Here is a 24126-nt window from a genome sequence, read left to right as displayed (position 1 = left end):
TGGCACAGGTGGCCTGAACCATGGACGACTTCTTCAATCGGCTGTTCCATTTGCAGCCGTCGCTTCTAGCGACGGTGACGCACGACGTTCTCCATCTGATCGTCGCGATTTTGATCGTGGCGGTCGGCTGGTGGATCTCGAATCGCATTGCCCAGCTTTTCGCCAACATGCTCGTGCTCTCGCACGCCGACCCAACGCTTGCGCCGATGCTTGCCGGGATCGCCGCGTGGGCCGTGCGGGTCATCGCGATCGTGGCTTCGCTGAGCGAAGTCGGCATCGCCACGGCCAGTGTGCTGGCCGCACTGGGCGCCGCCGGTCTGGCCATCGGCCTCGCGCTGCAAGGCACGCTGCAGAACATCGCAGCCGGCATCATGTTGCTGCTGCTGCGGCCGTTCCGCGCCGGCGACGTGATCGAGGGCAGCGGCGCGGCGGCCGGTATCGTGCGCGAAGTGGGCCTCTTCACGACGCGCATCGAGCGCGGCGACGGCAACGACGTGTTCGTGCCGAACAGCCAGATCTGGAGCAATCCCGTCATCAATTACAGCAGCGGCGGCACTCAGCGTGTCGACGTGACGATCGACCTCGCCCGCCGCGATCAGGTCGATACCGCCATCGCCGAACTCAAGAAAATGGTCGCCGACGAGCCGCGCGTGCTGGCCGGGACCACGCTCGCGCCAACCGTTGCCGTAGAAAGTTATCCGTCGAAGGGCGGCGCGCGGCTGCGCATCGCCGCCTGGGTGCGCAACGCCGATGCGGCTTACGCCGCCGACGATCTGCGCGCCCACGCGCGCAATGCGCTGGCGAGCGCCGATCTGGCCGTTGCGGGTACGCCCACGCTGCGCGAAGACAGTGAGATGGACGCCGCGCTGTCACACTCGTGACGTGCCGGCGCCGTTGTAGGTAAGGCGGCAATGCCGCCCCGGGGGAAGTTGCGACCGTTTCAAGCGTCGCGTGTCGATGATGCGCGACCCCGCTGCCAGACAGCGCATTTCGCGGGAGGATGGCCATGTCGATGCAAACCAGGCTCGACCGCTGGCGCAATGTGTCGCGGTTTCTCATGACCCGTTTGGCGGATTACGGCGAACTGTTTGCGATCGAACTCGCCGAAACCCGCGCGCGCGTGATGCGGGAAATGCTCGCGCTGGTGGCGCTTGCGGTAACAGTGCTTTTCACGCTGTCGTTCTTCTGTTTCGCGTTGATCGCCTCCGCGTGGAATACGGCGTATTTCCTGACCGTAGTCTGGGGAATCGCCGCGGCCTGGCTGCTGCTCTCCCTGGTGGCTTTCATGATGCTGCGCTCGTATCGCCATGTTCAATCATTCGGCATCCTGAGGGATGAGATTCGCGCCGATGTCGAAACGGTCAAGGAGGCACTCAAATGAACCACCGCACCCGCCTGCGCCGCGAACATGAAGCTGCCGTGCTGACCCGCATGGAACTGGCGCGCACGCAACTGCTCATCGCCAATATTGGCCTGCGGCTGGGCCAGTATCCGGCCGGGCCGCGCAACAATACCCTCTCACTCACTAACCTTCGCCATGCGCTGGCCGCCGCGCCGCGCGTCACGCTGCTTGGTTCGGCGGTACTGGGGACCGTCGTCTTTGGACCCAGGCGCGTGGTGCCAATGCTGGCGCGCACGGGCTTGCTGGGATGGGTTGCGCGCAATTTGCGTCTGCAGGGGCGTTGAAAATCATCAATAGCTCACCGATCCCCAGCGTCTCGCACAAAGTCAATTTCGGGAAATTACGAAGAGCCCCATAATTAATCTCTTTCCGTCAGATTATTCTGACGGTATTAAATTACATTTCATCGATTATTCAATCAAAACTCGATTGAAAGTCGCACCACATCTCGATTCAATTCTTTCAATCAGAATTCTTCGAATATTTATTGCGCATTAGCGAATGTTTTTCGACACTCTCCACCTATCATTTCTGAGAGGTTCTTTTATCGAGATACCTCTCCTATATTCCGCTTGGCGTGACGGACAGCTTGACTACCGGCCACGCGCTTTCCCGCCGCACGCTTTAAAAAGCCTTTCTTGTTGTTTTGATCGGAAATATGCAATGACAACTCCGCCCGGACCGGATGCGGAGATTTGCGTCCATTCATTTTATTAAGAGAAAAACCATGTCAACGATTTATGTGAATGTGCTGGTCAACGTCGCTAAAGCAATTGCCGAAAACAATCTGGCGAAATACGTGTTCATGGTCGATTCGACCGGTTACAGCGGCGATGGGTCGGAGGGAACCAACGAATTGCGCACTCATTGCGAAAACGGCGACACGATCGTCTGGTCGGCCGTTTCGATTAACCCCGGCGAGTCGATTTCGATTCTCGGTTTCAACGGGCAAGCCATTCCCAATATGGTGAACCCGCAGAGCTATCCGCAATATGACGGCACGGTGTGGGGCGGGCGTGTCAACAGCGCGGGAACCAACGTCCAATATACGATCTCGATGCTGCTGGAAAACAACGTGCACATGTCGTTCGACCCGTTCATCACGGCGAGCAACCCGACTCGCAACACGCGCTAAGTAACCGCCAAGCCACATCAGGCAGTGCAGTCTGGTTGGACCGGCCAGGCTGGAATCAGGCGGGGAAGCCGTTCCGGCGTGTCACTCTCAGGCACGCCGGAACCGCAATCGGCAGACAAACCGGCCAATCGCCGCACATGCAATCGTTGTAGGATGCCTCCAGGAAGCTGGCGCATTCCCTCGCCGCCAGGCCCGCTCCCGGAGACCACCCGATGCCCACTGACTGGAAACGCAGGATCCGCCTGTTCGTTCAGCGTTTCTGGCAGCCCACCAGCGCCTGCATGACCTGCATGCCCGGCAGCTGGAGCAACATCATGAGCGCCGCGCACTGGACGCTGGCGTTCAAGACCGGACTCTTCACCGGCCTGCTGGCCGTGCTGCTCACCTTCACGCCACTGGCGAATCTCTATTCGAACCGCTACGGCAACGCGCTCGTCATGGGCGCGCTCACCGCCATCGGCGACGCCTATTCGCACCCCAGCCACTACGCCTTTCCCGAAGCGCTGCTCACGGGCACGGTTTCAGGGCTGATCACGCTGGCCGCCTCGTATCTGTTCGAAGACCGCGCACGACGGCTACGCGCGGTCTGGAAACGGCTGGCCGGTTAAGCATCCACGCTGATCTGGTTGGTCAGCGGCTGACCGGTTTCAAACTCGGTGATGCTGCGCAGCGTGGTTTCGCAGATCGTCGAAACGGCCTCGCGCGTCATGAAGGCCTGATGCCCCGTCACGATCACGTTGGGAAAGGTCATCAATCGTTGCAGCACATCATCGTCGACGATGGTGCCCGAGAGATCGCGGAAGAACACATCGGCCTCCTGCTCGTAGACATCGATGGCAAGACCACCCAGTTGCCCGCTCTTGAGCGCGCCGATCACCGCTTCCGTATCCACCAGGCCGCCGCGGCTGGTGTTGATGAGCAACGCCCCACGCTTGGCGCGCGCGAGCGTATCGGCGTTGATGATGTGGTAGGTCTGCGGCGTCAGCGGGCAATGCAGCGAGACGATATCCGCATTCATGCCGATCGCGCCATCGGTCGCATAGCGGCCGCCCAGCGCCTCGAATTCCGGCGTCGGATAGGCGTCGTAGCCAATCACCTCGCAGCCGAAACCCACCATGATGCGCGTAAAGGCCCGGCCGATCTTGCCCGTGCCGATCACAGCGACGGTCTTGCCGCACAGGTCGAACCCCATCAGCCCGTCGAGCGCGAAATTGAAATCGCGCGTGCGGTTATAGGCCCGATGAACCTTGCGGTTAATCGCCATCAGCAAGGCCACGGCGTGCTCGGCTACCGAGTTGGGCGAGTAATCGACCACCCGCACGACCTTGATTCCCAGCCGCGCGGCGGCCTTCAGATCGACGTTGTTAAAACCGGTGCAGCGCAAAGCGATCAGTTGCGTGCCGCCGCGCGCCAGCGTTTCGAGGATGCCGGCGTCGGCCTTGTCGTTCACGAAGATGCAGATACCGCGATAACCCGCCGCCAATCCTACGGTGTCCTCATCGAGCGGATCGTCCAGATACCGGAGGTGATGACCTTGCTGTGCATTGGCCGCGTCGAGAAACTGGCGATCGTAGGGCTTGGCGCTGAATACGGCTATTTCCATCGGCTTTCTCCGAATACGGGTTCATCGCGCCATAGCGTCAATGTGTCATCAACGCCACGGCGATTTCCACAAAGAGAATCTTCACGATCGTCATCGAAGGGAAAATCATCGCATAACCAACGTCCGGAAGATCCGTCGGCGCCACACGGTTTGCAAACGCCAGGATTGCCGGGTTGCCGGTCGCGCCGCTGATGACGCCCATGGTCGCGTCGAAGGGCAGCCGGAAGATCCAGAGGCAACATACCGCCGTAATGACCAGCAACGCCAGCACGATGACGAGGCCATAGAGCAGGAAGGACACGCCCGTCGCCCCGACCGTGGCGAAGAATTTGGGCCCGGACGCCATGCCCACCTGGGCAAGAAAGATCGTCAGGCCGAAATTGCGCAGCACCAGATTTGCGGTCAGCGGCATGGTCCACACGAACGGCCCGAAGCGCCGCACGCGGCCCAGGCACAGCGCCACCAGCAGCACCGCTGCAAGGCCGAGCGTCAGCCTGCCCACCCCGGGAATCGGCACGGGAATCGCGCCTGCGATCAAACCCAGCGCCGCGCCCACGCCGATCGAAATGAAGCCCAGTTCCGCGGTTCCTTTGATCGAATCGCCAAAGAACGCCCGCATGGTTTTCTGATGGACCTGATTGACCAGCAAGCCCACCCGGTCGCCGGATTCGAGTATCAGTTCCTGGCCCGGCATCATATCCACGTCGCCGCGCCGTACATGCGCAATCGAACAGGCCACGCCATCGGGAAAGCGCAAGTCGCGCAGCGCGTGACCCACCACCAAGCGGCTGGACGCGAATACGCGCATATAGGCCAGATCCTCGCGGTGGTTCGTCATGCGGCCCGGCTGCAATTCTCCGCATAAGGCCGTGGCGTCGCGCAGCAAGGCCGGATCGGTGGCGGTTGCCAGCAGCACGTCGTCGGGTTGCAGAACGAGATCGGCCGACGGCGTGTGATTGTGATGGGCCCGGCGCACGGCGGCGATGAACACGCCTTGCGGCAAACGCTTGATGAGATCGGTGAGGGTGAGTCCAACCAGATCGGGATTTCTCAGGGCGATCTCGGCGGTTTCGATCAGCTTTGGCGCGGGGCGTTCGATTGTGGGCTTCAGCACCGCGCCCAGCGCGTACAGAAAGAGAATCGGCCCCGCTACGCCAAACGGATAAGAAACGCTATAACCCACCGCCGCGCCATCGCTTTTCAATGCGGCCACGGCGGCCTGCAGGCTCGCGGTGCTGGTGCCGGAACCGGCGAACATCCCCAGCGCCTGGTCCAGTTTCACGCCGAACACGGGAATCAACGCGATCGACACGAAGCCCGCGCCGATCACGCCCAGAATAGCGGCCGCGTTGGCCTTGAGTCCATCGGCGCTGGTCAGCCCCTTGAAGAACTGCTCGCCGTACTGGATGCCGATGCCGTACAGAAACAGCAGCAGGCCGAGCGTGCCGAGCAGCGCGGGCGGCGCGGACTTCGGCGCCCAGCCGCCTATCGCCAGTCCAACGAACAGTACCGCGCCGGAGCCAAGCGACACACCCTTGATATTCACTTCGCCCACCACATAACCGAGCGCCACCGTCACGAAGAGCGTCAGCAGAGGCTGAGCTTCGAGCAGCGTCTTGATCGCATCCATGCAGACCACCCTTGTTGCAGAGTTGGAGGGCTACTGCTGCGTTTGCATACTTCGGGCATCGGCGCTCGTACAATTTGCGGCGCTCAGGCCAATCGCGCAATCCGCAGCCTTAAATTGTCTGCCATTATTCCGCGCCCTGCGTTTGGGCCGCGCCAACCTGCCCAGTGGCGATCAAGATACGTCGAAGGTTATCTAACCCCGCAGCGCGTCAATCGCGATCCGGCGCGCCCAGCGGAAAGAGCGGCCGGTAAGGCCGCGCCTCCTCCACCGCACGCGCAAACGACGGCCGCACCAGCAGCCGCGCGCGATATGCATGCAGTGCGGCAAGTTCCGCCGGGATGCGATGCGTCCAGTCCGCATAGAACAACGACGGAGCCGCCGCGCAATCCGCCAGGGTGAAAGCGTCTCCCGCAGCCCAGGTGCGCCCCGCCAGCTGCGCATCGAGCCACGCGTAAGCCAGATCGAGCTTCTGGGCCGCGTGCGCCATACCCTCAGCACGCTTCGCGGCGTCGCCCGATAACGCACCATCGACAGCGCGCTGGACCGGCGTCATCACATGCTGATCGAAGAAGCGATCGAGAAAGCGCACATCGAGCGCTGCCATCGGATCGGCGGGCAAGAGGCGCACGGGCCCCGGATGCATGAGCTGGAGATATTCGATGATGATGCTGGTCTCGGCCACATTGCGCGCGCCGTCCACCAGCAGCGGGAATTTGCGCAGTGGCCAGCGTTGCAGCCAGTCCGCCGCGTGCGGCGAATCCGGTCCGATGACGCGGAATTCGAACGGCGTGTCGTTTTCGTACAGCGCGACGAGCACCTTCTGCGTGTACGAGGAGAAAGGATGACCGTAGAGCGCAAGCGACATCTCGATACCTCCCATGCCGCCTCGGCGGCAAAGCGAATGACGCGGTGACTGGCGATGCCCGCCAGCCTACCGCATTCACGCCGCGACGGGACGGCCTTCAGGCGCGCGGGCACGTTTGAGACGCAGTGCTGGCGATTCCAGCCCGCGCCAGCTCACGAAAGCGATGGGCACGCAGATCGCCGTTACGCACGCGAACAAGGCAAGCGGCGCAATCGACGGCAGCCACAGCGCGAGTAGCTGAGTGACCGGCCAGCCGTACAGGTAAAGACCGTACGAAAGGTCGTCGCGCATGCGCAGCTTCGTGAGCAAGGGCGCTTGACACTGGCCGATGTAGAAGAGGCCGTACGCGCCCAGCGTCACCGTCGCCGCGCGCATGACCGGCGCAGCCGCGAACAGCGCCGCGCCAAAGCCCAACAGCGCGAACACGGCAAAACGCCCGCGCAATGGCAGGCGCTCGCGGAACAGATAAAAGCCCACACCCGCCAGATAAAGCGCGGCAAACCAGAGCATGAAACCCGAGACGCCGAACAGCGCATCGCCCTGCTCGCCGCGCTGCATCGGCGCGCCGGCAATCGCGGCGGCATTGACCGCCAGCGCGAGCAGGAGCATCGCCCAGCGGCGCTTCATCGCGCCGCACAAACCCAGCACGGTCATGAGCAGATAGCAGCGCAGCTCGAAGGTGATCGTCCACATCGAACCGTTCACCGACGGCACGGGCGAATTTGCAAACACGTCGGGCGTGCGCGGCTGACGCAGTCCGATCAGATCGGCCAAAAACTTATGCGCTGACCAGTCGCTGAAGTACTGGGCGGTGCTCGCGCCCAATGGCCCCACCACGAATACCGATAGCACCGACGCCACGATAAAGGCCGGATACAAGCGCAATGCCCGTTTTTTCAGAAACGCGAGCGCGCGTGGCTCATGCGTCCAGCTTTGCGCGGTCAGATAGCCGCTGAGCAGGAAAAAACCGCATACGCCAAGTGTGCCCACCGACATCCCCGCCGACCCGGCTTCAAGCGGGTCCTGATGGCGCAGCAACTCGAACGAATGAGAAAAGATCACCCCGACGGCGAATAGCAGCCGCAATAGATTGAAGTTATTTTTATGCACGCGTTTCGTCTTATGTTTGTCAACGTCCCCGACGTCCGCGCGGACTTTAACAGCGAATTGTTTCAATCAAATCCGCTTGTCGCAGGAAAAGAACAGGCGATAAACAGGTATTGCATCGTTCCGGAATATCGCCTTTAAAGCGCGCCTCAAAACCCTTTTAACGTATCTGCCGCGCAGGCGCGCCCGGCCTCGCGGCACGGTTTCTGCTCAAACGCTCCGCATCGGCCCGGCGCATTTCACACGACACAGCGCACGGCGCCCTCACCACAAGGAGGAGATGTCCATGAATCAGACAGAACTGGGCGTGGGCGTGGCGACACCGCTCGCGGCAACACAGCACGTCATGCCGCGCGAGGCGGTTTCGTGGGGTGCGATACTCGCGGGCGCGGTCGGCATGGCCGCTTTCTCGCTGATCCTGCTGACGCTGGGCACGGGTCTCGGGCTCTCATCGCTTTCCCCGTGGCCGGGCAGCGGCGCTCACGCCAAAACCTTCGGCGCGGCGGTCGTCATCTGGATCTTCGTGTCGCAGATCATGGCTTCGGGGTTGGGCGGCTATCTGGCCGGACGTCTGCGCCGTCATTGGCCGAGCATCAGCGGCGACGAAACCCACTTCCGCGATACCGCGCACGGCTTTCTCGCGTGGGCGCTGGCGACGCTGCTGATGGCCGGCCTGCTCGCCTCCACGGCGGCGGGCATCGGGCGCACCGCCGCGGTGGCCGCCGCCGAAACCGGCATGCACACGGCGGCGGGCCTGGGCGGCGTCGATCGCGGCAACGCCCAGACGGCGTGGCAGACCTGGCCGGTCGGCTATCTGATCGACGGCATGCTGCGCCCCGTCGCCGGCGCGACTGCCCAGACCGAAACGCGCCCCGAACAGGCGCTCGCGAACGTCACGCAGAAGCAGGAAATCGCCCGCATCTTCCTCAACACCCTGCCGTCGGGCGGCGCGCTCTCGCAAGAGGACACGCAGTACGTTTCGCAGGTCGTGGCTCAACAGACCGGGCTCTCGCCCGCCGATGCGCAAGCGCGCGTGACCACGACCTATACGCGCCTGCAGAACAAGATGAATGCGCTCGACACGGCCGCGCGCGCCGCCGCCGACGCAGCGCGCAAGGCCACCATCCACGCCACGCTCTGGCTGTTCGTGTCGTTGCTGATGGGCGCGTTCGCCGCCAGCTATATGGCGACCGTGGGCGGCCGCCTGCGCGAATTCTGACCACCACAGCCCCGACAACTCCAGGAGACTGACATGCGCTCGATCCTTCTCTACATGCTTGGCGTGCCGATTCCGATCATCATCCTGATCGCGCTTTTCTGGCACTGACGGCATCGAAGACGGCGCGCATGACGCGCCGTCGCTTTGACATCGCCCCCTCGTCCGCAGTAGAATTATTTCATCACGCGTTGAATATATAGGGCGCGGCGGCCTGGACCACCCGCGCCACGCCCTTTTCATCGCTGCGCCACCCGCGCCAATCCCGATGGAAACTCATAGAAGCACAATCCAATGGACAAGCTGGGCAGCATGAAGATGTTCGTGGGCGTCGCAGAGGCCGGCGGTTTCGCCAAGGCCGCCGTGCGGGCCTCACTCAGTACCGCCGCCGTCTCGCGCGCGATCATGGATCTCGAAGCCAGTCTGCAGACGCGCCTGTTCAACCGCACCACACGCCAGATCTCGCTGACCGAAGCGGGCCGTCGCTATCTGGAGCATTGCGAACGCATCCTCAATCAGGTCGATCTCGCCGATGCCGAGGCCATGGGCGCAGCCGCCCAGCCCAACGGCCGCCTGCGCGTGCATGCGCCAGCGGGTTTCGGCCAGCACTATCTGACGCCGCTACTCGCGCGCTACACGCAGCAATTCGAAGGCGTCTCCGTCGATCTGGTGCTGTCGCAACGCACGCCCGATCTGCTTGAAGAGCGTTTCGACGTGGGCATCGTGGTGGCGCAGAGCCTGAAGGATTCGTCGCTGGTCTCGCAGCGTCTGGGTATGACGCGCGCGGTGCTGTGCGCGTCGCCGGCATATCTGTCGCGACGCGGCACGCCCACCTCGCTCGACGAACTGGAAACGCACACCAGTGTGCAGTTATCGCTGCAGGATCAGCCCTCGCTGCCGTGGCTTTTCGAAGACGCAGAAGGCAACGAACACGCCATGCGTCCGATGCGCGAAGCGCCCTTCACCGTGAATATCGCCGAAGCGCTGGGCGAAGCGATCCGCGCGGGCATGGGCATCGGCATGTTGCCGATACCAACCGCGCTGCAAGGTCTGCGCGATGGCACGCTGGTGCAGGTGCTCCCGCATGCGCGCCTCAAACCGATCAACGTCCATGCGCTGTACGCCTCACGCCAATATCTGGACGCCAAAATCAGAACGCTGGTGGAATTCCTGCGCGATGCCGTGCCGCAACGCGTGGCCGAACACGAACAGGAACTGGGCCTATGGCATGCACGCTATGGCCGCACGGCGATGTGCACGGCGTAATTCACAATCATTAGTCACGCTAACGATTTCAAATAAAACGCCGCGCGCCATGACCTGACATGGCGCGCGGCGTTTTTTACAGGCCGGTCAGGCGAGACGGATCTTCGGCTGCACCCAGCCGTTGATGCGCTCGGCGGTCCAGAGCAGCGTCGCCTTGCGCAAACCGTGCAATGCCTGCTGATGGCGGCGGTACAGCATCGCATGGCTCAACTGCGCGAGCCTGCCGCGAATGAAGCCGCCCCGGAAGAAGCCAAAGCGCCCGAGCGTGCCGAACGCATCGTAATCGCTCAGCGAGACCAGCGAACCAAAATCATGAAACGCAAACGCGGGCAGCGACTGGCCCGCGAGCCAGCCCGGCAGGTGGCGCGCGAGAAATTCGGCCTGCTGCGTGGCAACCTGCGCAGTCGGCGCCAGCGCCCTTTCGGCCCCCGCGGGCGTGAAGCTGGCACAGTCGCCGAGCGCAAAGACATGGTCGTCCTCCGTGGATTGCAAAGTCGGGCCCACCACGATCTGATTCGCGCGGTTGGTCGTCAGACCGCCCAACCCGCTCAGAAAATCGGCCGCCTTCACGCCTGCGGCCCAGACCATCAGATCGGCCTGCGCCACCGCGCCGCCGTCGTAGACAAAGCCTTGCGCAGTCGCCTCGGTCACGCGCGTGCCGGTCTTGACGCTAAAGCCGATCTTTTCGAGCTGATGCTGGCTGGACGCAGAGATATTGGGCGGGAACGCGCCCAGAATGCGCGGACCGCTTTCCAGCAGCGTCAATTGCAGACGCTCGCGCACCGTGGCGTCGCCATAGGCGCTCGCCACTTCCAGCAGACGGCTCAATTCCGCGGCCAGTTCCACGCCGGTCGCGCCGCCGCCGACAATCGCCACACGCAACGCCTCGTCGCGCGCCACGCTGCGGAATGCGCGCGCCCGCAGCGCTTCGTTGAAGGTTTCGGCCTGCTTCTGACTGTCGATGAAGTAGCTGTGCTGCGCCACGCCTGGCACGCCGAAATCGTTCGCATGACTGCCCAAAGCCAGCACCAGCACGTCGTAACTCACTTCGCGCGGCTCCAGCACCACGCCGCCATCGGTCGTGGTGAGCGCACCCAGTTGCACGCAACGGCGCGCGCGATCGAGCCCCAGCATCTCGCCGGGCTCATAGGTGTAACCGTGCTCCGCCGCGTGCGCAAGGAAGATAACCTGCTGTTGCTGGACATCGCGCGTGCCGGCCGCGATCGTGTGCAACATCGGTTTCCAGATGTGCGTAGGGCTTTTATCGATCAGCCTGATACGGGCCTTGCCCGCGCGGCCGAGCGTATCGCCCAGCTTCGTTGCCAACAGGATGCCGGCGATGCCGCCGCCCACGATTACGATGCGTACCGGATTCGTCATCTTTAATTCAACACGCAATGAATAAAAGCCGATGGTAAACCCTTGGCGCGGCCTGTGTCAAACGACCTCGTCCCTGCGCTGCTGCAAACCTCATGCAGACCCCAGGCGGCAACGCCTGGGCGCTCGGTTACACTCACGTCCATCGAAAAAACGGGAACGTATAAGCGCATGAAAGAGAAGGCCACTGCATCTCCAACGCCCACGCCGGTCAGGCGCGGCCGCGGGCGACCGGCGCAGCAAGCCTCGGTGGGCCGGGATGTGCTGTTGCGCAATGCGCGCAAGACCTTCGGCACGCGTGGCTACGACGCCACCAGCGTGCGCGAGATCGCGCGCGATTCGGGCGTCGATCCGGCCTTGCTCGCGCATCATTTCGGCTCGAAGGATTCGCTGTGGGAAGCGGTCGTCGAGCAGATCGTCGAGCACGCGCGGCCGATGATTGCGGCCACGGCGGCGCTGCGCCAATCGGAACTGGATGCCAAGGCGCGCGTGGACCGCGCGATCGAGATCTATATCGACAAGGTGTTCGAGGAACCCGACGTGGGCCTGTTTTTCTCGACGGCGACAACCGAAGAAGGCGCGCGGCTCGATCTGCTGGTCGAACGGCTCATGCGGCCCTACTACGACGTGATGGTGCCGCTACTGGAAGACGCCGCTCAACAAGGCGTGCTGAAGGTGAAGGATGCTGACGTGCTGTTTTTCGTGCTGCTCAACGGTGTGAGCAAGACCGTGGGCTACGGCCACGTGATGTTGACGGTTTCCTCGCTGCCCCGTAATCCGAAGAAGTTCAAACGCGCCGTCCTGGAAACCACGCTCGCGCTGCTTTCCTGAGCGCATTCGCGCCTCTGCCCCGCGCGGGCGTCTCGCGTCCGCCGCCCCACGCCTTACCCCGTCTTCCTCTGTCTTCCCCCGCATAGCGCAGGCCGCCAGGTGCGCTAACACCCGTGCGCACACGGCATTCGCAGCGCTCAGGCTGCCCTCGCGCTTACCTCAAAACCCGCATTCTGCCCACCCGCGCACGCCTTTCTGAACCACAGGCTTGCGATTTTGCAGGCAGGATTTCAATTTTCTTAATAAAATGTACCAACTGGTTAATCTAGCACAAGGCTTGACGTTGGCGCCCTATTACAAAAGGTCGCACGTCGGGCCGACTGCGAGGCGAGCCTTTAGCCTCCATTCGAGAACAAAACGATGTCGAAGCAACCAACAGATTCAGATAAACAGATTCCTAAGGCCGTCCGTATCGGCCTACCCCTGATTGGGGTCGTCGGCCTGCTGCTCGGGCTGTATTTCCTTATTGGCGGCGGCATGCTGATCGCCCGCGGCGGTAGCTGGTACTACCTGCTCGCCGGCCTCGCACTGTGCGCCACCGGCGTGCAACTCGCGCGCCGCCGCTCGGCCAGCGTCGCGATCTACCTCGTGTTCCTGATCGCCACCGCGCTGTGGGCCATCTGGGAAGTCGGCTTCGACTTCTGGCAGCTCAATACGCGCATTTTCATGTTCTCGATGATCGGCATGCTGCTCGCGCTGGTCATCCCCGTGCTGCGTAAGGGCGAAGGCAAGACGCCCGCGTGCGGCAAGGCCTTCGGCATCGCGGCCGTGCTGGCCGTCGTCAACGCGGGTTTCGTGTATGGCATGTTCGTGCCGCACGGCAAGTTCGGCGCCGAATCCACGCCGCCGATCGCCGGTACGGCGGGCATGGGCGACTGGACGGCCTACGGCCACTCGGCCGGTGGCGACCGCTTCGCAGGCGCTGCGCAGATCAACCGCGATAACGTGAAGAACCTCCAGGTTGCCTGGACGTTCCACACCGGCGACACGCCGCTCAGCCCGGACGGCGGCGGCTCGGAAGACCAGGAAACGCCGCTCCAGGTGGGCAAGACGCTGTTCCTGTGCTCGCCGCACAACACCGTGATTGCCGTCGACGCCGCCAGCGGCGCCGAAAAATGGCGTCACGCGTTCCCGACCAAAACCACGGTCTGGGTGCGTTGCCGCGGCCTCGCCTATTTCGACGCCACGCAGCCGCTCGTCCAGCCCACCGTGGCCGGATCGACGCCGGTGTCGGCGATCGCAGCGTCGGGTGACCCCGCCGCCTGCCGCCGCCGCATCTACATGAACACGATCGATGCCAAGCTGGTCGCGCTCGACGCCGACAACGGCAAGCTCTGCGACGACTTCGGCGATCACGGCATCATCGACCTGAAGGCAGGCCTCGGCAAAGCCAAGAGCCCGCTGTACCAGCTGACTTCGGCGCCGACCGTCGCGGGCACGACCGTGGTGGTGGGCGGCCGCGTCGCCGACAACGTCTCGCTCGACATGCCTGGCGGCGTGATCCGCGGCTTCGACGTGATGACCGGCAAGATGAAGTGGGCGTTCGATCCGGGCCAGCCGGAAGACCACGCCGCACCGGCCACCGGCAAGACCTTCACGCGTTCGACCCCGAACGTGTGGGCGCCGATGACCTATGACGCGACCTCGAACACCGTCTACATGCCGGTCGGCAACGCCGCGATCGACCTGTGGGGCGTCAAGCGCACCGCGCTCGACGAGAAGTACGGCGGCTCGATCCTCGCGCTCGACGCCACCACCGGCGCCGAAAAGTGGCACTTCCAGACCGTCCACCACGACCTCTGGGACTACGACGTGCCGATGCAGCCGACGCTGATCGACTTCCCGATGGACGATGGCAAGAAGGTGCCGGCGCTCATCATCGGTACGAAGATGGGCCAGCTGTTCGTGCTCGACCGCCTGACCGGCAAGCCGCTCACCAAGGTGATCGAGCAGCCCGTCAAGCCCGCGACGATTCCGAACGAGCCGTACGCGAAGACGCAGCCGCTGTCCGTGGGCATGCCGCAGATCGGCGCTGAAGTGCTCAAGGACGCCGACATGTGGGGCGTCACGCCGATCGACCAGCTGATGTGCCGCATCTCGTTCCGCGGCATGCGCTACGACGGCCTGTTCACCGCACCGGACACGGATTACGCACTGAGCTTCCCGGGTTCGCTCGGCGGCATGAACTGGGGCGGTCTGTCGTACGACCCGAACGCCGGCATGATCTATGTGAACGACATGCGCCTGGGACTGTGGGTCCATCTGGTGAAGGAAAAGCAGCGCGGCGGCCCCTCGGACGGTAACGAAGCCGTCAACGCCGGTATGGGCGCGGTGCCGCTCGGCGGCACGCCGTACTCGGTCACCAAGGACCGCTTCTTCTCGCCGCTGGGTATTCCGTGCCAGAAGCCGCCGTTCGGCAGCCTCACGGCCATCGACCTGAAGACGCGCAGCATCGCCTGGCAAGTGCCGCTCGGCACCGTCAAGGACACGCGTCTGTATGGCGTGCAGATGCACATGCCCACGCCGATCGGCATGCCGACCATCGGCGGCTCGCTGACCACGGGCGGCGGTCTGGTGTTCTTCGCGGCTACGCAGGATTACTACCTGCGCGCGTTCGACAGCTCGACCGGCAAGGAAGTCTGGAAGGCTCGCCTGCCGGTGGGTAGCCAGGGCACGCCGATGAGCTATACCATCGACGGCAAGCAGTACATCGTGATCTCGGCCGGTGGCGCACGCCAGTCGCCGGATCGCGGCGACTACGTGATCGCGTACGCATTGCCGCAGACGCACTAAGCAGCAACGCCGGAAGCGATTGATTTCCGGCCCGCAGGGGCGCGTTCGGGGCACAGTCCCTCCGCGCCCCTGCTGCCTTATCGGCAGCTGTTTTTTAACTACTCAGTTCAAATAATTCTTCAGAATCCGGAATCGCCAGTCGCGCGGCCGGCATCATCCGGATCGATATCAGGGTTGACGATGAAATCAGAACACTTTTTCTGGGGCGGTTCGCTGCTCCTGTGCGCCGCCGCCATCTCGCAGCCGGCCATGGCTCAGAACAGCCTGACGCTTTACGGCAACGTGGACGAAGCCATTTCGTACGCGAACAACCAGGGCGGCCATTCGAACGTGTACATGCGCAACGGCAATCTGCTGGCATCGAAGTTCGGCTTCAAGGGCACCGAGCAACTGAGCTCCACCACCAGCGCGATTTTCGATCTGCAGGAAGGTTTCGATCCGGGCACGGGCGCGCAGCAGTCGGCCGGTCTCGCGTTCAATCGCTACGCCTTCGTCGGCTTGCAGGACAGCCGCCTGGGCACGCTGACGATGGGCCGCCAGTACACGCCGTACTATCTGCTCGCGGGCACGCTGGGCCCGGTCACTTACCTGACCGGCGCAACGGGCGCGCACCCGGGCGACATCGACGGTTTCGATACGGACATCCGCGCGAATAGTTCGGTTACCTACACATCGCCTTCGATCCACGGCGTGCGCGGCAGCGTGCAATATGGCTTTGGCGGCGTGGCGGGCAGCATGAAGAGCGGCAGCATGTTCAGCGCGGCGCTACGCTACGACGGCGGCCCGCTCTCCGTAGGTCTGGGCTATCTGCGCATGAACAATACGGAATACACGGGCGGCTTCGATCCCAGCGCCAGCGCCACGTTTCCGCATTCGACCATCAATACCGGCTATCTGTCGGCGAGCAACGTGCAGCACGCAGCGGCGCTGGCAACGTATACGTTCGGCAATCTGCTGTTTGGCGTGAACTATTCCAACGTGGTCTATCGTCCGGGCAGCCACTCGCTGTTCACCGATACCGCCGTGTTCAACACCTACGGCGCGCTGGTGAGCTACCGCGTGAGCACGCCGATCGAAGTCTCCGGCGGCTACAGCTATACGCGTGCTTCGAGCGCGAACGGCATTCACGACGCGGCGCGCTACCAGCAGGTTTCGCTGCGCGAGATGTATCACCTCTCGAAGCGCACGACGCTGTACACGATTCAGGCCTATCAGCACGCTTCGGGTCACACGCTGGGCGCGAACGGCAGCGGCGATATCGTCGATGCCGTGGCGCTGGTGGGCGACTCGCAGAACACCTCGGCATCGTCGACGGGCAATCAGTTCGTCGCCATGTTTGGCATCGCGATTGCGTTCTAACGGGCGTTTCAGCTTGCGAATTTAACGGTTTTAAGCAACGCGCAACCTACCGCGCAATTTCAGGCAGCGACATGGGGCATCACCCCGTCTCGCTGCTTTTTTTATGGCCGCGCGGCCAGGCGTGCGATGTTCAGGTCTTGTGATGCAGCTTGAGGCAATCCGCGCTGTAATCGGCGGTCAAGGCTTTTTGCGCGGCTTGCAGATCGGCGGGATAGGTGCTGTCGTCGTCGCCGGGGTGATAGCCGCGCGCTTCGAGTTCGCCCAGTTCGTTCATCAGTTGCGCATGCGTTACCTTGCCGGCCGCCACGTGCTTGAACGGATAGCCGAGGCATTGCGCCGGCGTTAGAGGAGGCCCGGCGTGAGCAGCCAGGCTAACGGTCGCTGCGGCAAGCGCAGCAAGATATCGCAGGTTTGCTCCCATATGGGCCATCCGTAAAGGTTTGTCGGTAATGAATCGAGAGCTTAGGCGAGCGCGGGTATGGGAACGTCATCGGTCAGATGTAAGTTTTTTTAAGTGGCGTCATGCTGGACGAAGACGCGCCATAGCGGCAATTCAGGCAGCGGGCGAGCGCGCAATGGGCACAAATCGTCAATGTTGATTATTCTGATCGCTATGCCCACCTACCTGAGTTCCGCCGAAGCCGCCGCGCGCCTGAGCGTGTCGCGCCAGACGCTCTACGCCTACGTGAGCCGTGGCCTGCTGCGCGCGGAAACCGACCCGGTTTCGCGCGAGAGCCGCTACCTGGCCGCCGAAGTCGAACGCCTGGCGGCCAATCGTGCGCGTGGACGCAAGCCGAAGGAAGTGGCGCGCGCGGCGCTCGACTGGGGTGCACCGGTGCTCGAATCGGCCATTACGCTGATCGAAGACGGCCGGCTCTCGTATCGCGGGATGGATGCGCTCGATCTGGCGGCCAGCGCGAGCCTCGAAGAAGTGGCCGCGCTGCTCTGGCAATGCGAAGAAAGCGCTGCGTTCACCGCGCATCCGCTGCAAACGCCCGAGGTCTTTCAAGCACTGCTCCATCACTACCGCAACCAGCGCGCGGAAGCCGCCATGCTGCCGCTTTTCTCGGTGGCAAGCGAAGACGCACCCACGGCAATCTGGCAGCGCAACGCCGAACGCCAGGCGCAAGGTTGCGGCGATCTCGTGCGCCTGCTGGCGGCGTCCTTGCTGGGCACCGTACCCGGCACTGCGCCCATCCACGAGCAATGCGCCCGCGCCTGGGGTGTGGGTAAAACGGGCGCGGATCTGATCCGCATGGCGCTGGTGCTGTGCGCCGATCACGAACTCAACGCGTCGAGTTTCACCGCGCGCTGCATCGCATCAACCGACGCGAGCCTTCGCTCAGTCGTCATTGGCGGTCTGGCGGGCCTTTCAGGAGGCCGTCATGGCGCAACCACGGCGCGCGGCGAAGCGCTTCTGGACGAACTCGGCGATATCGATCCTGAACGCAAGCTGCGCGAGCGACTTGCGCGCGGTGACGATCTGCCGGGCTTTGGCCACCCGCTCTATCCCGATGGCGACGTGCGCGCCGCGTGGCTGCTCGCGCGCGTGCTGCCGCGTCATCCGAAGTGGAAAAAACTGATCGATCTGGCCTGCGAACTGATCGGCCAGCGGCCCTCGCTCGACCTCGCACTGGTGGCGCTCCGGCGTCATCTGAATCTGCCGATGGGTGCCGCGTTCGGACTATTCGCGCTGGGACGCTCGGTGGGCTGGATCGCACATGGGCTGGAGCAACGTCAGAATCCACATCTGATCCGCCCGCGCGCCGTGTACACAGGCGCCAGACCGCCCGCAAGCGCTGCTGAAGCCACCAGCAGAAACGCGCGCAAACGCACGTCCCATGCGCCACGCGAATCTCCACCCGGCCCGGACATGTTCACGACCTTGTTCAAGATTACGTAGCTTTCGCCCGCTTATGACTGATTCTTATGGCGGTCCCGCGCGAATATTGCCGCATACGAAATAAAGTGTTTCGCGCAGTCGGTTTCAGCGCATTTTCGCAGTTTGATCCGGTATTTCAGGGCTTTCCGCTGCGCGCGAGCCGTCGCAATATGCACAAATTTGATACGATACGCGTGAGGAGAATTGCGGCGCATCAGGTGTCAGGCGTGCAGTTCATTCCGCCTGTCGCACCAACCATGCATCAGCCGCGCTTTCCCACATTGTCCGGTGTGTCCGCTTTGCCGGACGTCCGCCTGCCCATCCATTTTTAAGGAGTTCCGCCATGTGGACCAAGCCCGCTTACACCGACCTGCGTTTCGGTTTTGAAATCACGATGTACATTTCGAACCGTTAATTCGCAGCGTCAGTATCCTCTCGCAGGATCCTCATAGCCCCGGCCCGCCGGGGCTATTTATCTGGCGCGTTCTACCCGCAGCCTTTTAGCAAGCATGCACATTCACATTCTCGGCTCCGCAGCCGGCGGCGGCTTTCCTCAGTGGAACTGCAACTGCGCGAACTGCGCGGGCTTTCGTAACGGCCGCCTCAACGCAAAGGCGCGCACGCAATCGTCGATTGCCGTTTCCGACGACGGCGAATCCTGGATTCTCTGCAACGCCTCACCCGATATCCGCGCCCAGTTGCAGGCCTTCGCGCCCATGCAGCCGGGCCGCGCGCTGCGCGACACGGGCATCGCCGCAATCGTGCTGATGGACAGCCAGATCGACCACACCACCGGCCTGCTGATGTTGCGCGAAGGCTGCCCGCACGAAGTCTGGTGCACCGACATGGTCCACGAAGACCTGAGCACCGGCTTTCCGATCTTCCCGATGCTCACGCACTGGAACGGCGGCCTGCGCTGGAACCCCATTGTTTCGGGCGAACCGTTCACGATTGCCGCGTGCCCGAATCTGCGCTTCACGCCGTTTGCGCTGCGCAGCGCCGCGCCGCCCTATTCGCCGCATCGGCACGATCCGCATCCGGGCGACAACATCGGCCTCGTGATCGAGGACACGCGCACCGGCGGCAAGCTGTTTTACGCACCGGGCCTGGGTGAGGTGGACGAAGCGCTGCTCGCGCGCATGCACGAAGCCGATTGCCTGCTGGTGGACGGCACGCTCTGGCACGACGACGAAATGCAACGTCGCGGCGTGGGCACGCGCACGGGTCGCCAGATGGGCCACCTGGCGCAGAGCGGCCCTGGCGGCATGCTCGAAGTGCTTGAGCAGTTCCCGAACGCGCGCAAGATTCTCACGCACATCAACAACACGAATCCGATCCTCGACGAAGACTCGGCCGAACGCGCCGAACTCGCCCTGCGTCACGTCGAAGTCGCCTTCGACGGCATGAGCATCGACCTGTAACACGCTTTCGGCGCGCGTGCGAATACGCCGCGCCACCCTGCATCAGGCTGCTGCCGTTTTCGCGCAGCAGCCCTCATTGGAATTGGACCGAATCATGAGCCAGGCCGCCCTCACTCCCGAGCAATTCGAACAGGCCCTGCGCGCCAAAGGCGCGTTCTATCACATTCACCACCCGTATCACGTGGCGATGTACGAAGGCCGCGCGACCCGCGAACAGATACAGGGCTGGGTGGCGAACCGCTTCTACTACCAGGTCAATATCCCGATGAAGGACGCGGCGATTCTCGCCAATTGTCCGGATCGCGAAGTGCGCCGCCAGTGGATCCAGCGTTTGCTCGATCACGACGGCGCGCCGGGCGAAGATGGCGGCATCGAGGCCTGGTTGCGCCTGGGCGAATCAGTCGGCCTCGATCCCGAGCAACTGCGCTCGCAGGAACTGGTGCTGCCGGGCGTGCGCTTCGCCGTGGATGCGTATGTGAATTTCGCACGTCGCGCGAGCTGGCAGGAAGCCGCCAGCAGTTCGCTCACCGAATTATTCGCACCGCAGATTCACCAGTCGCGCCTCGACACGTGGCCGACGCATTATCCGTGGATCGATCCGCGCGGCTACGAGTATTTCCGCTCGCGTCTGGGCCAGGCGCGCCGCGATGTGGAACACGGACTGCAGATCACGCTGCAGCACTACACGACTTTTGAAAGCCAGCAGCGTATGCTGGAAATCCTGCAATTCAAGCTCGACATTCTCTGGACCATGCTCGACGCGATGTCGATGGCGTATGAACTGGGGCGACCGCCCTACCATACGGTCACGAACGAACGCGTCTGGCACAAGGGAATCGCACTGTGAACACCGGGACCACGATGAATACGATGAACACGCCCTTCGACCGCAATCTCAAGCCCGTCTGGCGACGCGGTTATCGCTTCCAGTTCGAGCCGGCGCAGAACGCGCACGTCCTGCTCTATCCTGAAGGCATGATCAAGCTGAACGAGAGCGCCGCCGCCATTGGCGGCCTGATCGACGGCGAGCGCAACGTCGCGGCCATCGTCGCGCATCTGGACACGCAGTTTCCGGGCGTGCCCGAACTGGGCGAAGACGTCGAGCAGTTCATGCTGGTCGCCCGCGAAAAGCACTGGATCGATCTTGTCTGACGAACACCTCACGCCCGCTGCTACCGCCGTTGCAGCAGCGCCGGCCAGCACCCAGCCCGCCGTGGGCCTGCCCTTGTGGCTGCTCGCGGAGGTGACGTACCGTTGCCCGCTGCAATGCCCCTACTGCTCGAACCCGCTCGATTTCGCGCGACAGGGCGAGGAATTGACCACGGAGCAATGGATTCGCGTGATGACCGAAGCGCGTCAGATGGGCGCCGCGCAAATCGGCTTTTCCGGCGGCGAGCCGCTGGTGCGCAAGGATCTCGCGGACTTGATCGCCGAGGCCCGCAAGCTCGGTTATTACACCAATCTCATCACCTCGGGCATCGGACTGAACGAGCAGAAACTCGCCGATTTCCAGCGCGCCGGGCTCGATCATATCCAGATCAGCTTCCAGTCGAGCGACGAGGAAGTGAACAACATGCTGGCCGGCTCGCACAAGGCGTTCGCGCAGAAGCTTGCGATGGCGCGCGCGGTAAAGGCGCATGGCTATCCGATGGTGCTGAACTTCGTCACGCACCGCTACAACATCGACGATATCGACCGCATTATCGAGCTGTGCATCGCCCTCGAAGCGGATTTCGTCGAACTGGCCACCTGCCAGTTCTACGGCTGGGCCAAACTCAACCGCGCGATGCTGCTGCCCACGCGCGAGCAGCTCGAACGCGCGGAGCGCATCACCAACGAATATCGCGAGAAACTGGAAGCGAGCGGCAACCCCTGCAAGCTGATCTTCGTGACTCCTGATTATTACGAGGAACGTCCGAAGGCCTGCATGGGCGGCTGGGGCAGCATCTTCCTGACGGTCACGCCGGACGGCACTGCGCTGCCCTGCCACGGCGCGCGCATGCTGCCGATCGATTTTCCCAACGTGCGCGATCACGATCTGCGCCATATCTGGTACGAATCGTCCGGTTTCAACCGGTTCCGCGGCAATGGGTGGATGCCCGAGCCGTGCCGCTCGTGCGACGAGAAAGAAAAGGACTTTGGCGGCTGCCGCTGCCAGGCCTTCATGCTGACCGGCGACGCCGCGAATACCGACCCCGTGTGCGGAAAATCGGCGGAACATCCCATCATTCTGCAAGCCCGTCGAGAAGCCGAACAACCCGTTCAACCGATTCAGCAACTCATCTTCCGCAATGACAGGAATTCCCGCGAACTCGGCAAACCCTGAGCGCGTCAGCGCCGAACAGGCGGTCGCCGCCGGCAAGGATTTTGGCGAACTGGCCGCGTCGGTCCGCGGCGTGTTCTGGACCACTTACGATCCGGCCGATGCCGCCACGCGCATCTGGCGATGGCGCAATGGCGCGGCGCGCTGTCTCACGCCCGAAGGCTTCAGCGTACGCGGGCGCGTCTACGAATACGGCGGCGGTTCGTTCTGCATCACTGACGATGCCGTCGTATTTGCCAACGAAAAAGATCAACGGCTCTATCGCCAAGCGATCGATGACGATACTGTGCCCGTTGCGCTCACCGAGCCAGGTTGCCGTTATGGCGATCTGCGCTTTAGCCAGGGCGCAGTGCTCGCGGTGGAAGAAGATGGCGGCACTCATCGCATCGTGTCGATTGCGCTGGGCGATGGTGCGCGAACCGTGCTCACCGAAGGCGCGGATTTTTACGCAGCGCCCTGCCTGCGCGCCGATGGCAAGCGGCTCGCGTGGATCGAATGGTCGCGCCCGCATCAGCCGTGGACCGCTACGCGGCTGCGCAGCAGCGAGCGCGACGCGAATGGCACATGGCTGCCGCCGCGCACACTCGCAGGGGACGATATCGAAGATGCGCTGCAACAGCCGCAATTCGATGCACACGGCGCGCTCTATGTCTTGAGCGATCGCGGCGGCTTCTGGCAGCCGTGGCGGGAGCATGGCGACGCACTGCACGCGCTGCCCGCTGCGCAGGCGGACCACGCAGCGGCGCCCTGGCAACTGGGTGGCCGTAGCTGGATCGCACTCGACGATGGAGCGAGCCTGGGCGCATGGACGGACGAAGGCTGGGGCGTGCTCGGCTATCGCGCGGCCGACGGCGCGCTGCACACGCTCGCGGCGCAATACAGCCGCTTTCGCAATCTGGCAGCGGATGACACGCATTTCTACTGCCTCGCCGCATCGCCGGTCTGCCCCGCCGCTGTACTTGCCATCCGCCGCGACGACTTCAGCGTGCAAGTGCTCGCCGAAGTCTCGCCGATGATGCCCGTCGAGCGCATTCCCCAGCCCGAACGCCTGCGTTTCGCAAGCGGCGGCAGCGAATCGCACGCCTATTTCTACGCGCCGGAAAGTGCGCAACATGCCGACGCCCCGCCCGTCGTGATCTTCATCCACGGCGGCCCGACCTCGGCCTGTTACCCGGTTTTCGATCCGCGCATCCCCTACTGGACGCAACGCGGCTTCGCCGTGGTCAACCTCAACTATCGCGGCAGCACCGGCTATGGGCGCGCCTATCGTCAGGCGCTGCACGAAAGCTGGGGCGTGGTGGATGTGGACGACGCCTGCAATGTCGTCGCGCATCTGGCCGCGCAACGGCGCATCGACCGCGCCCGCGCCTTTATTCGCGGCAGCAGCGCAGGCGGCTATACAACGCTCTGCGCGCTCGCGTTTCGCGACGTATTCCGCGGCGGCGCGAGCCTCTATGGCGTGAGCGATCCGCTGACGTTGGGTCAGCACACGCACAAGTTCGAAGCCGACTATCTGGACTGGCTGATCGGCGACGCCGTGGCCGATGCCGCGCGTTACTGCGAGCGCACGCCGCTCCTGCACGCCGACAAGATTCGCGTGCCCGTCGCCTTCTTCCAGGGCGAACTGGACGCCGTGGTCACTCCCGACCAGACGCGCAGCATGGTGAGCGCGCTACAGGCCAACGGCATCGCCACCGAGGCTCATTATTACGACGACGAGCGCCACGGCTTTCGCAAGGCCGTCAACCAGGCGCACGCGCTTCAGGCCGAATACGCGTTCTATTGCGGCATTCTCGGGCAGACAGCGCGCTAGATGCGCCCGCAAACGTGCATGCCGATGAGCCAATCTGGTGCGCATCGGCATGCGCTTTGACACATTGCTTCGCGTCGCGACATACATCGAGCGCGCAAAACGT

The 24126-nt window shown here is 63.3% G+C and carries 24 protein-coding genes; 18 read left to right on the top strand and 6 right to left on the bottom strand.

Features of this window, described 5'->3' with window-relative positions:
* The first annotated feature begins 20 nt into the window (after positions 1-20).
* From F3J17_RS03445 to F3J17_RS03425, 5 genes are all read left to right on the top strand, one after another.
* Entirely contained in the window at positions 21-881 is an 861-nt protein-coding gene (locus F3J17_RS03445) for a mechanosensitive ion channel family protein (RefSeq protein WP_167053763.1), read from the top strand.
* A 125-nt stretch (positions 882-1006) separates the two neighbouring features.
* Positions 1007-1381, top strand: a complete 375-nt coding sequence (locus F3J17_RS03440) for a phage holin family protein (protein ID WP_167054493.1) — start codon at positions 1007-1009, stop codon at positions 1379-1381.
* On the top strand, positions 1378-1686 hold the full coding sequence (locus F3J17_RS03435) for a hypothetical protein (RefSeq protein WP_167053761.1): 309 nt from the start codon (positions 1378-1380) through the stop codon (positions 1684-1686). Before F3J17_RS03440 ends, F3J17_RS03435 begins: the two co-directional genes overlap by 4 nt.
* Positions 1687-2150: 464 nt before the next feature.
* Entirely contained in the window at positions 2151-2537 is a 387-nt protein-coding gene (locus F3J17_RS03430; RefSeq protein WP_345891121.1) for a hypothetical protein, read from the top strand.
* 212 nt (positions 2538-2749) lie between these two features.
* Positions 2750-3145, top strand: coding sequence for a hypothetical protein (locus F3J17_RS03425; RefSeq protein ID WP_167053757.1), 396 nt, complete (start codon positions 2750-2752; stop codon positions 3143-3145).
* On the opposite strand, the gene F3J17_RS03420 is transcribed toward F3J17_RS03425, so the two are convergent.
* The 4 genes from F3J17_RS03420 to F3J17_RS03405 form a co-directional block, all read right to left on the bottom strand.
* Complete coding sequence (locus F3J17_RS03420) at positions 3142-4140, bottom strand: 2-hydroxyacid dehydrogenase (protein ID WP_167053755.1); 999 nt, start codon at positions 4138-4140, stop codon at positions 3142-3144. The two genes, F3J17_RS03425 and F3J17_RS03420, sit on opposite strands and share 4 nt — an antisense overlap.
* Before the next feature lie 37 nt (positions 4141-4177).
* Positions 4178-5770: a TrkA C-terminal domain-containing protein gene (locus F3J17_RS03415; protein ID WP_167053753.1), complete on the bottom strand. Its 1593-nt coding sequence runs from the start codon at positions 5768-5770 to the stop codon at positions 4178-4180.
* 208 nt (positions 5771-5978) lie between these two features.
* On the bottom strand, positions 5979-6635 hold the full coding sequence (locus F3J17_RS03410; RefSeq protein ID WP_167054491.1) for a glutathione S-transferase family protein: 657 nt from the start codon (positions 6633-6635) through the stop codon (positions 5979-5981).
* A gap of 75 nt (positions 6636-6710) precedes the next feature.
* Positions 6711-7745 (bottom strand): acyltransferase, encoded by a 1035-nt coding sequence (locus F3J17_RS03405; RefSeq protein ID WP_167053751.1) that lies wholly within the window; start codon positions 7743-7745, stop codon positions 6711-6713.
* A 283-nt stretch (positions 7746-8028) separates the two neighbouring features.
* On the opposite strand from F3J17_RS03405, the gene F3J17_RS03400 reads away from it, so the two are divergent.
* Positions 8029-8961, top strand: coding sequence for a hypothetical protein (locus tag F3J17_RS03400; RefSeq protein WP_167053749.1), 933 nt, complete (start codon positions 8029-8031; stop codon positions 8959-8961).
* A gap of 291 nt (positions 8962-9252) precedes the next feature.
* Positions 9253-10224 (top strand): LysR family transcriptional regulator, encoded by a 972-nt coding sequence (locus F3J17_RS03395; protein WP_167053747.1) that lies wholly within the window; start codon positions 9253-9255, stop codon positions 10222-10224.
* An 87-nt stretch (positions 10225-10311) separates the two neighbouring features.
* Here the strand turns inward: F3J17_RS03395 and F3J17_RS03390 are convergent, their stop codons facing one another.
* Entirely contained in the window at positions 10312-11604 is a 1293-nt protein-coding gene (locus F3J17_RS03390; protein WP_167053745.1) for an NAD(P)/FAD-dependent oxidoreductase, read from the bottom strand.
* Between the two features lie 168 nt (positions 11605-11772).
* On the opposite strand from F3J17_RS03390, the gene F3J17_RS03385 reads away from it, so the two are divergent.
* The 3 genes from F3J17_RS03385 to F3J17_RS03375 all read left to right on the top strand — a co-directional run bounded on the left by F3J17_RS03385 (position 11773) and on the right by F3J17_RS03375 (position 16584).
* Positions 11773-12432 (top strand): TetR/AcrR family transcriptional regulator, encoded by a 660-nt coding sequence (locus F3J17_RS03385; RefSeq protein WP_167053743.1) that lies wholly within the window; start codon positions 11773-11775, stop codon positions 12430-12432.
* A 360-nt stretch (positions 12433-12792) separates the two neighbouring features.
* Positions 12793-15225 carry a membrane-bound PQQ-dependent dehydrogenase, glucose/quinate/shikimate family gene (locus F3J17_RS03380; protein ID WP_167053741.1) on the top strand — a complete coding sequence of 811 codons (2433 nt, stop codon included), beginning with the start codon at positions 12793-12795 and terminating at the stop codon, positions 15223-15225.
* Positions 15226-15405: 180 nt separating this feature from the next.
* Positions 15406-16584, top strand: coding sequence for a porin (locus F3J17_RS03375; protein WP_167053739.1), 1179 nt, complete (start codon positions 15406-15408; stop codon positions 16582-16584).
* Between the two features lie 130 nt (positions 16585-16714).
* On the opposite strand, the gene F3J17_RS03370 is transcribed toward F3J17_RS03375, so the two are convergent.
* On the bottom strand, positions 16715-17005 hold the full coding sequence (locus F3J17_RS03370; RefSeq protein WP_240160742.1) for a DUF4148 domain-containing protein: 291 nt from the start codon (positions 17003-17005) through the stop codon (positions 16715-16717).
* Positions 17006-17197: 192 nt separating this feature from the next.
* Here F3J17_RS03370 and F3J17_RS03365 point away from each other — a divergent pair, with 192 nt between their 5' ends.
* The 8 genes from F3J17_RS03365 (at position 17198) to F3J17_RS03330 (ending at position 24023) form a co-directional block, all read left to right on the top strand.
* A complete protein-coding gene (locus F3J17_RS03365; protein ID WP_167054489.1) occupies positions 17198-18487 on the top strand; it encodes a citrate synthase family protein in 1290 nt (429 codons plus the stop codon).
* Positions 18488-18552: 65 nt separating this feature from the next.
* Positions 18553-18798: a hypothetical protein gene (locus tag F3J17_RS03360; RefSeq protein ID WP_167053735.1), complete on the top strand. Its 246-nt coding sequence runs from the start codon at positions 18553-18555 to the stop codon at positions 18796-18798.
* 11 nt (positions 18799-18809) lie between these two features.
* A complete protein-coding gene (gene pqqA / locus F3J17_RS03355; RefSeq protein ID WP_084162062.1) occupies positions 18810-18881 on the top strand; it encodes a pyrroloquinoline quinone precursor peptide PqqA in 72 nt (23 codons plus the stop codon).
* A 94-nt stretch (positions 18882-18975) separates the two neighbouring features.
* Complete coding sequence (gene pqqB, locus F3J17_RS03350) at positions 18976-19887, top strand: pyrroloquinoline quinone biosynthesis protein PqqB (RefSeq protein WP_167053733.1); 912 nt, start codon at positions 18976-18978, stop codon at positions 19885-19887.
* Between the two features lie 94 nt (positions 19888-19981).
* On the top strand, positions 19982-20734 hold the full coding sequence (pqqC, locus tag F3J17_RS03345; RefSeq protein ID WP_167053731.1) for a pyrroloquinoline-quinone synthase PqqC: 753 nt from the start codon (positions 19982-19984) through the stop codon (positions 20732-20734).
* Positions 20735-20757: 23 nt separating this feature from the next.
* A complete protein-coding gene (gene pqqD / locus F3J17_RS03340; protein WP_167054487.1) occupies positions 20758-21039 on the top strand; it encodes a pyrroloquinoline quinone biosynthesis peptide chaperone PqqD in 282 nt (93 codons plus the stop codon).
* On the top strand, positions 21032-22213 hold the full coding sequence (pqqE, locus tag F3J17_RS03335) for a pyrroloquinoline quinone biosynthesis protein PqqE (RefSeq protein WP_205194598.1): 1182 nt from the start codon (positions 21032-21034) through the stop codon (positions 22211-22213). Before pqqD ends, pqqE begins: the two co-directional genes overlap by 8 nt.
* Positions 22179-24023, top strand: coding sequence for a prolyl oligopeptidase family serine peptidase (locus tag F3J17_RS03330; protein WP_167053729.1), 1845 nt, complete (start codon positions 22179-22181; stop codon positions 24021-24023). The genes pqqE and F3J17_RS03330 overlap by 35 nt, the downstream gene beginning before the upstream one ends.
* Positions 24024-24126 lie beyond the last annotated feature (103 nt).

It is taken from the genome of Burkholderia sp. Ax-1719 (assembly GCF_011753055.1).
In the GTDB taxonomy this organism is placed as follows: domain Bacteria; phylum Pseudomonadota; class Gammaproteobacteria; order Burkholderiales; family Burkholderiaceae; genus Paraburkholderia.
The sequence above is the reverse complement of the archived record's forward strand: the minus strand, read 5'-3'. Positions and strand labels throughout refer to the sequence as shown.

Bases quoted from the DNA above. Each gene is read 5' to 3' on its own strand.
- F3J17_RS03390 (WP_167053745.1), bottom strand. From the start codon at position 11,604: ATGACGAATCCGGTACGCATCGTAATCGTGGGCGGCGGCATCGCCGGC.
- pqqD (WP_167054487.1), top strand. From the start codon at position 20,758: ATGAACACGCCCTTCGACCGCAATCTCAAGCCCGTCTGGCGACGCGGT.
- F3J17_RS03365 (WP_167054489.1), top strand. From the start codon at position 17,198: ATGCCCACCTACCTGAGTTCCGCCGAAGCCGCCGCGCGCCTGAGCGTG.
- F3J17_RS03415 (WP_167053753.1), bottom strand. From the start codon at position 5,770: ATGGATGCGATCAAGACGCTGCTCGAAGCTCAGCCTCTGCTGACGCTC.
- F3J17_RS03370 (WP_240160742.1), bottom strand. From the start codon at position 17,005: ATGGGAGCAAACCTGCGATATCTTGCTGCGCTTGCCGCAGCGACCGTT.
- F3J17_RS03425 (WP_167053757.1), top strand. From the start codon at position 2,750: ATGCCCACTGACTGGAAACGCAGGATCCGCCTGTTCGTTCAGCGTTTC.
- F3J17_RS03420 (WP_167053755.1), bottom strand. From the start codon at position 4,140: ATGGAAATAGCCGTATTCAGCGCCAAGCCCTACGATCGCCAGTTTCTC.
- F3J17_RS03410 (WP_167054491.1), bottom strand. From the start codon at position 6,635: ATGTCGCTTGCGCTCTACGGTCATCCTTTCTCCTCGTACACGCAGAAG.
- F3J17_RS03440 (WP_167054493.1), top strand. From the start codon at position 1,007: ATGTCGATGCAAACCAGGCTCGACCGCTGGCGCAATGTGTCGCGGTTT.
- pqqB (WP_167053733.1), top strand. From the start codon at position 18,976: ATGCACATTCACATTCTCGGCTCCGCAGCCGGCGGCGGCTTTCCTCAG.
- F3J17_RS03385 (WP_167053743.1), top strand. From the start codon at position 11,773: ATGAAAGAGAAGGCCACTGCATCTCCAACGCCCACGCCGGTCAGGCGC.
- F3J17_RS03375 (WP_167053739.1), top strand. From the start codon at position 15,406: ATGAAATCAGAACACTTTTTCTGGGGCGGTTCGCTGCTCCTGTGCGCC.
- F3J17_RS03400 (WP_167053749.1), top strand. From the start codon at position 8,029: ATGAATCAGACAGAACTGGGCGTGGGCGTGGCGACACCGCTCGCGGCA.
- F3J17_RS03380 (WP_167053741.1), top strand. From the start codon at position 12,793: ATGTCGAAGCAACCAACAGATTCAGATAAACAGATTCCTAAGGCCGTC.
- pqqC (WP_167053731.1), top strand. From the start codon at position 19,982: ATGAGCCAGGCCGCCCTCACTCCCGAGCAATTCGAACAGGCCCTGCGC.
- F3J17_RS03330 (WP_167053729.1), top strand. From the start codon at position 22,179: ATGACAGGAATTCCCGCGAACTCGGCAAACCCTGAGCGCGTCAGCGCC.
- F3J17_RS03445 (WP_167053763.1), top strand. From the start codon at position 21: ATGGACGACTTCTTCAATCGGCTGTTCCATTTGCAGCCGTCGCTTCTA.
- F3J17_RS03395 (WP_167053747.1), top strand. From the start codon at position 9,253: ATGGACAAGCTGGGCAGCATGAAGATGTTCGTGGGCGTCGCAGAGGCC.
- F3J17_RS03435 (WP_167053761.1), top strand. From the start codon at position 1,378: ATGAACCACCGCACCCGCCTGCGCCGCGAACATGAAGCTGCCGTGCTG.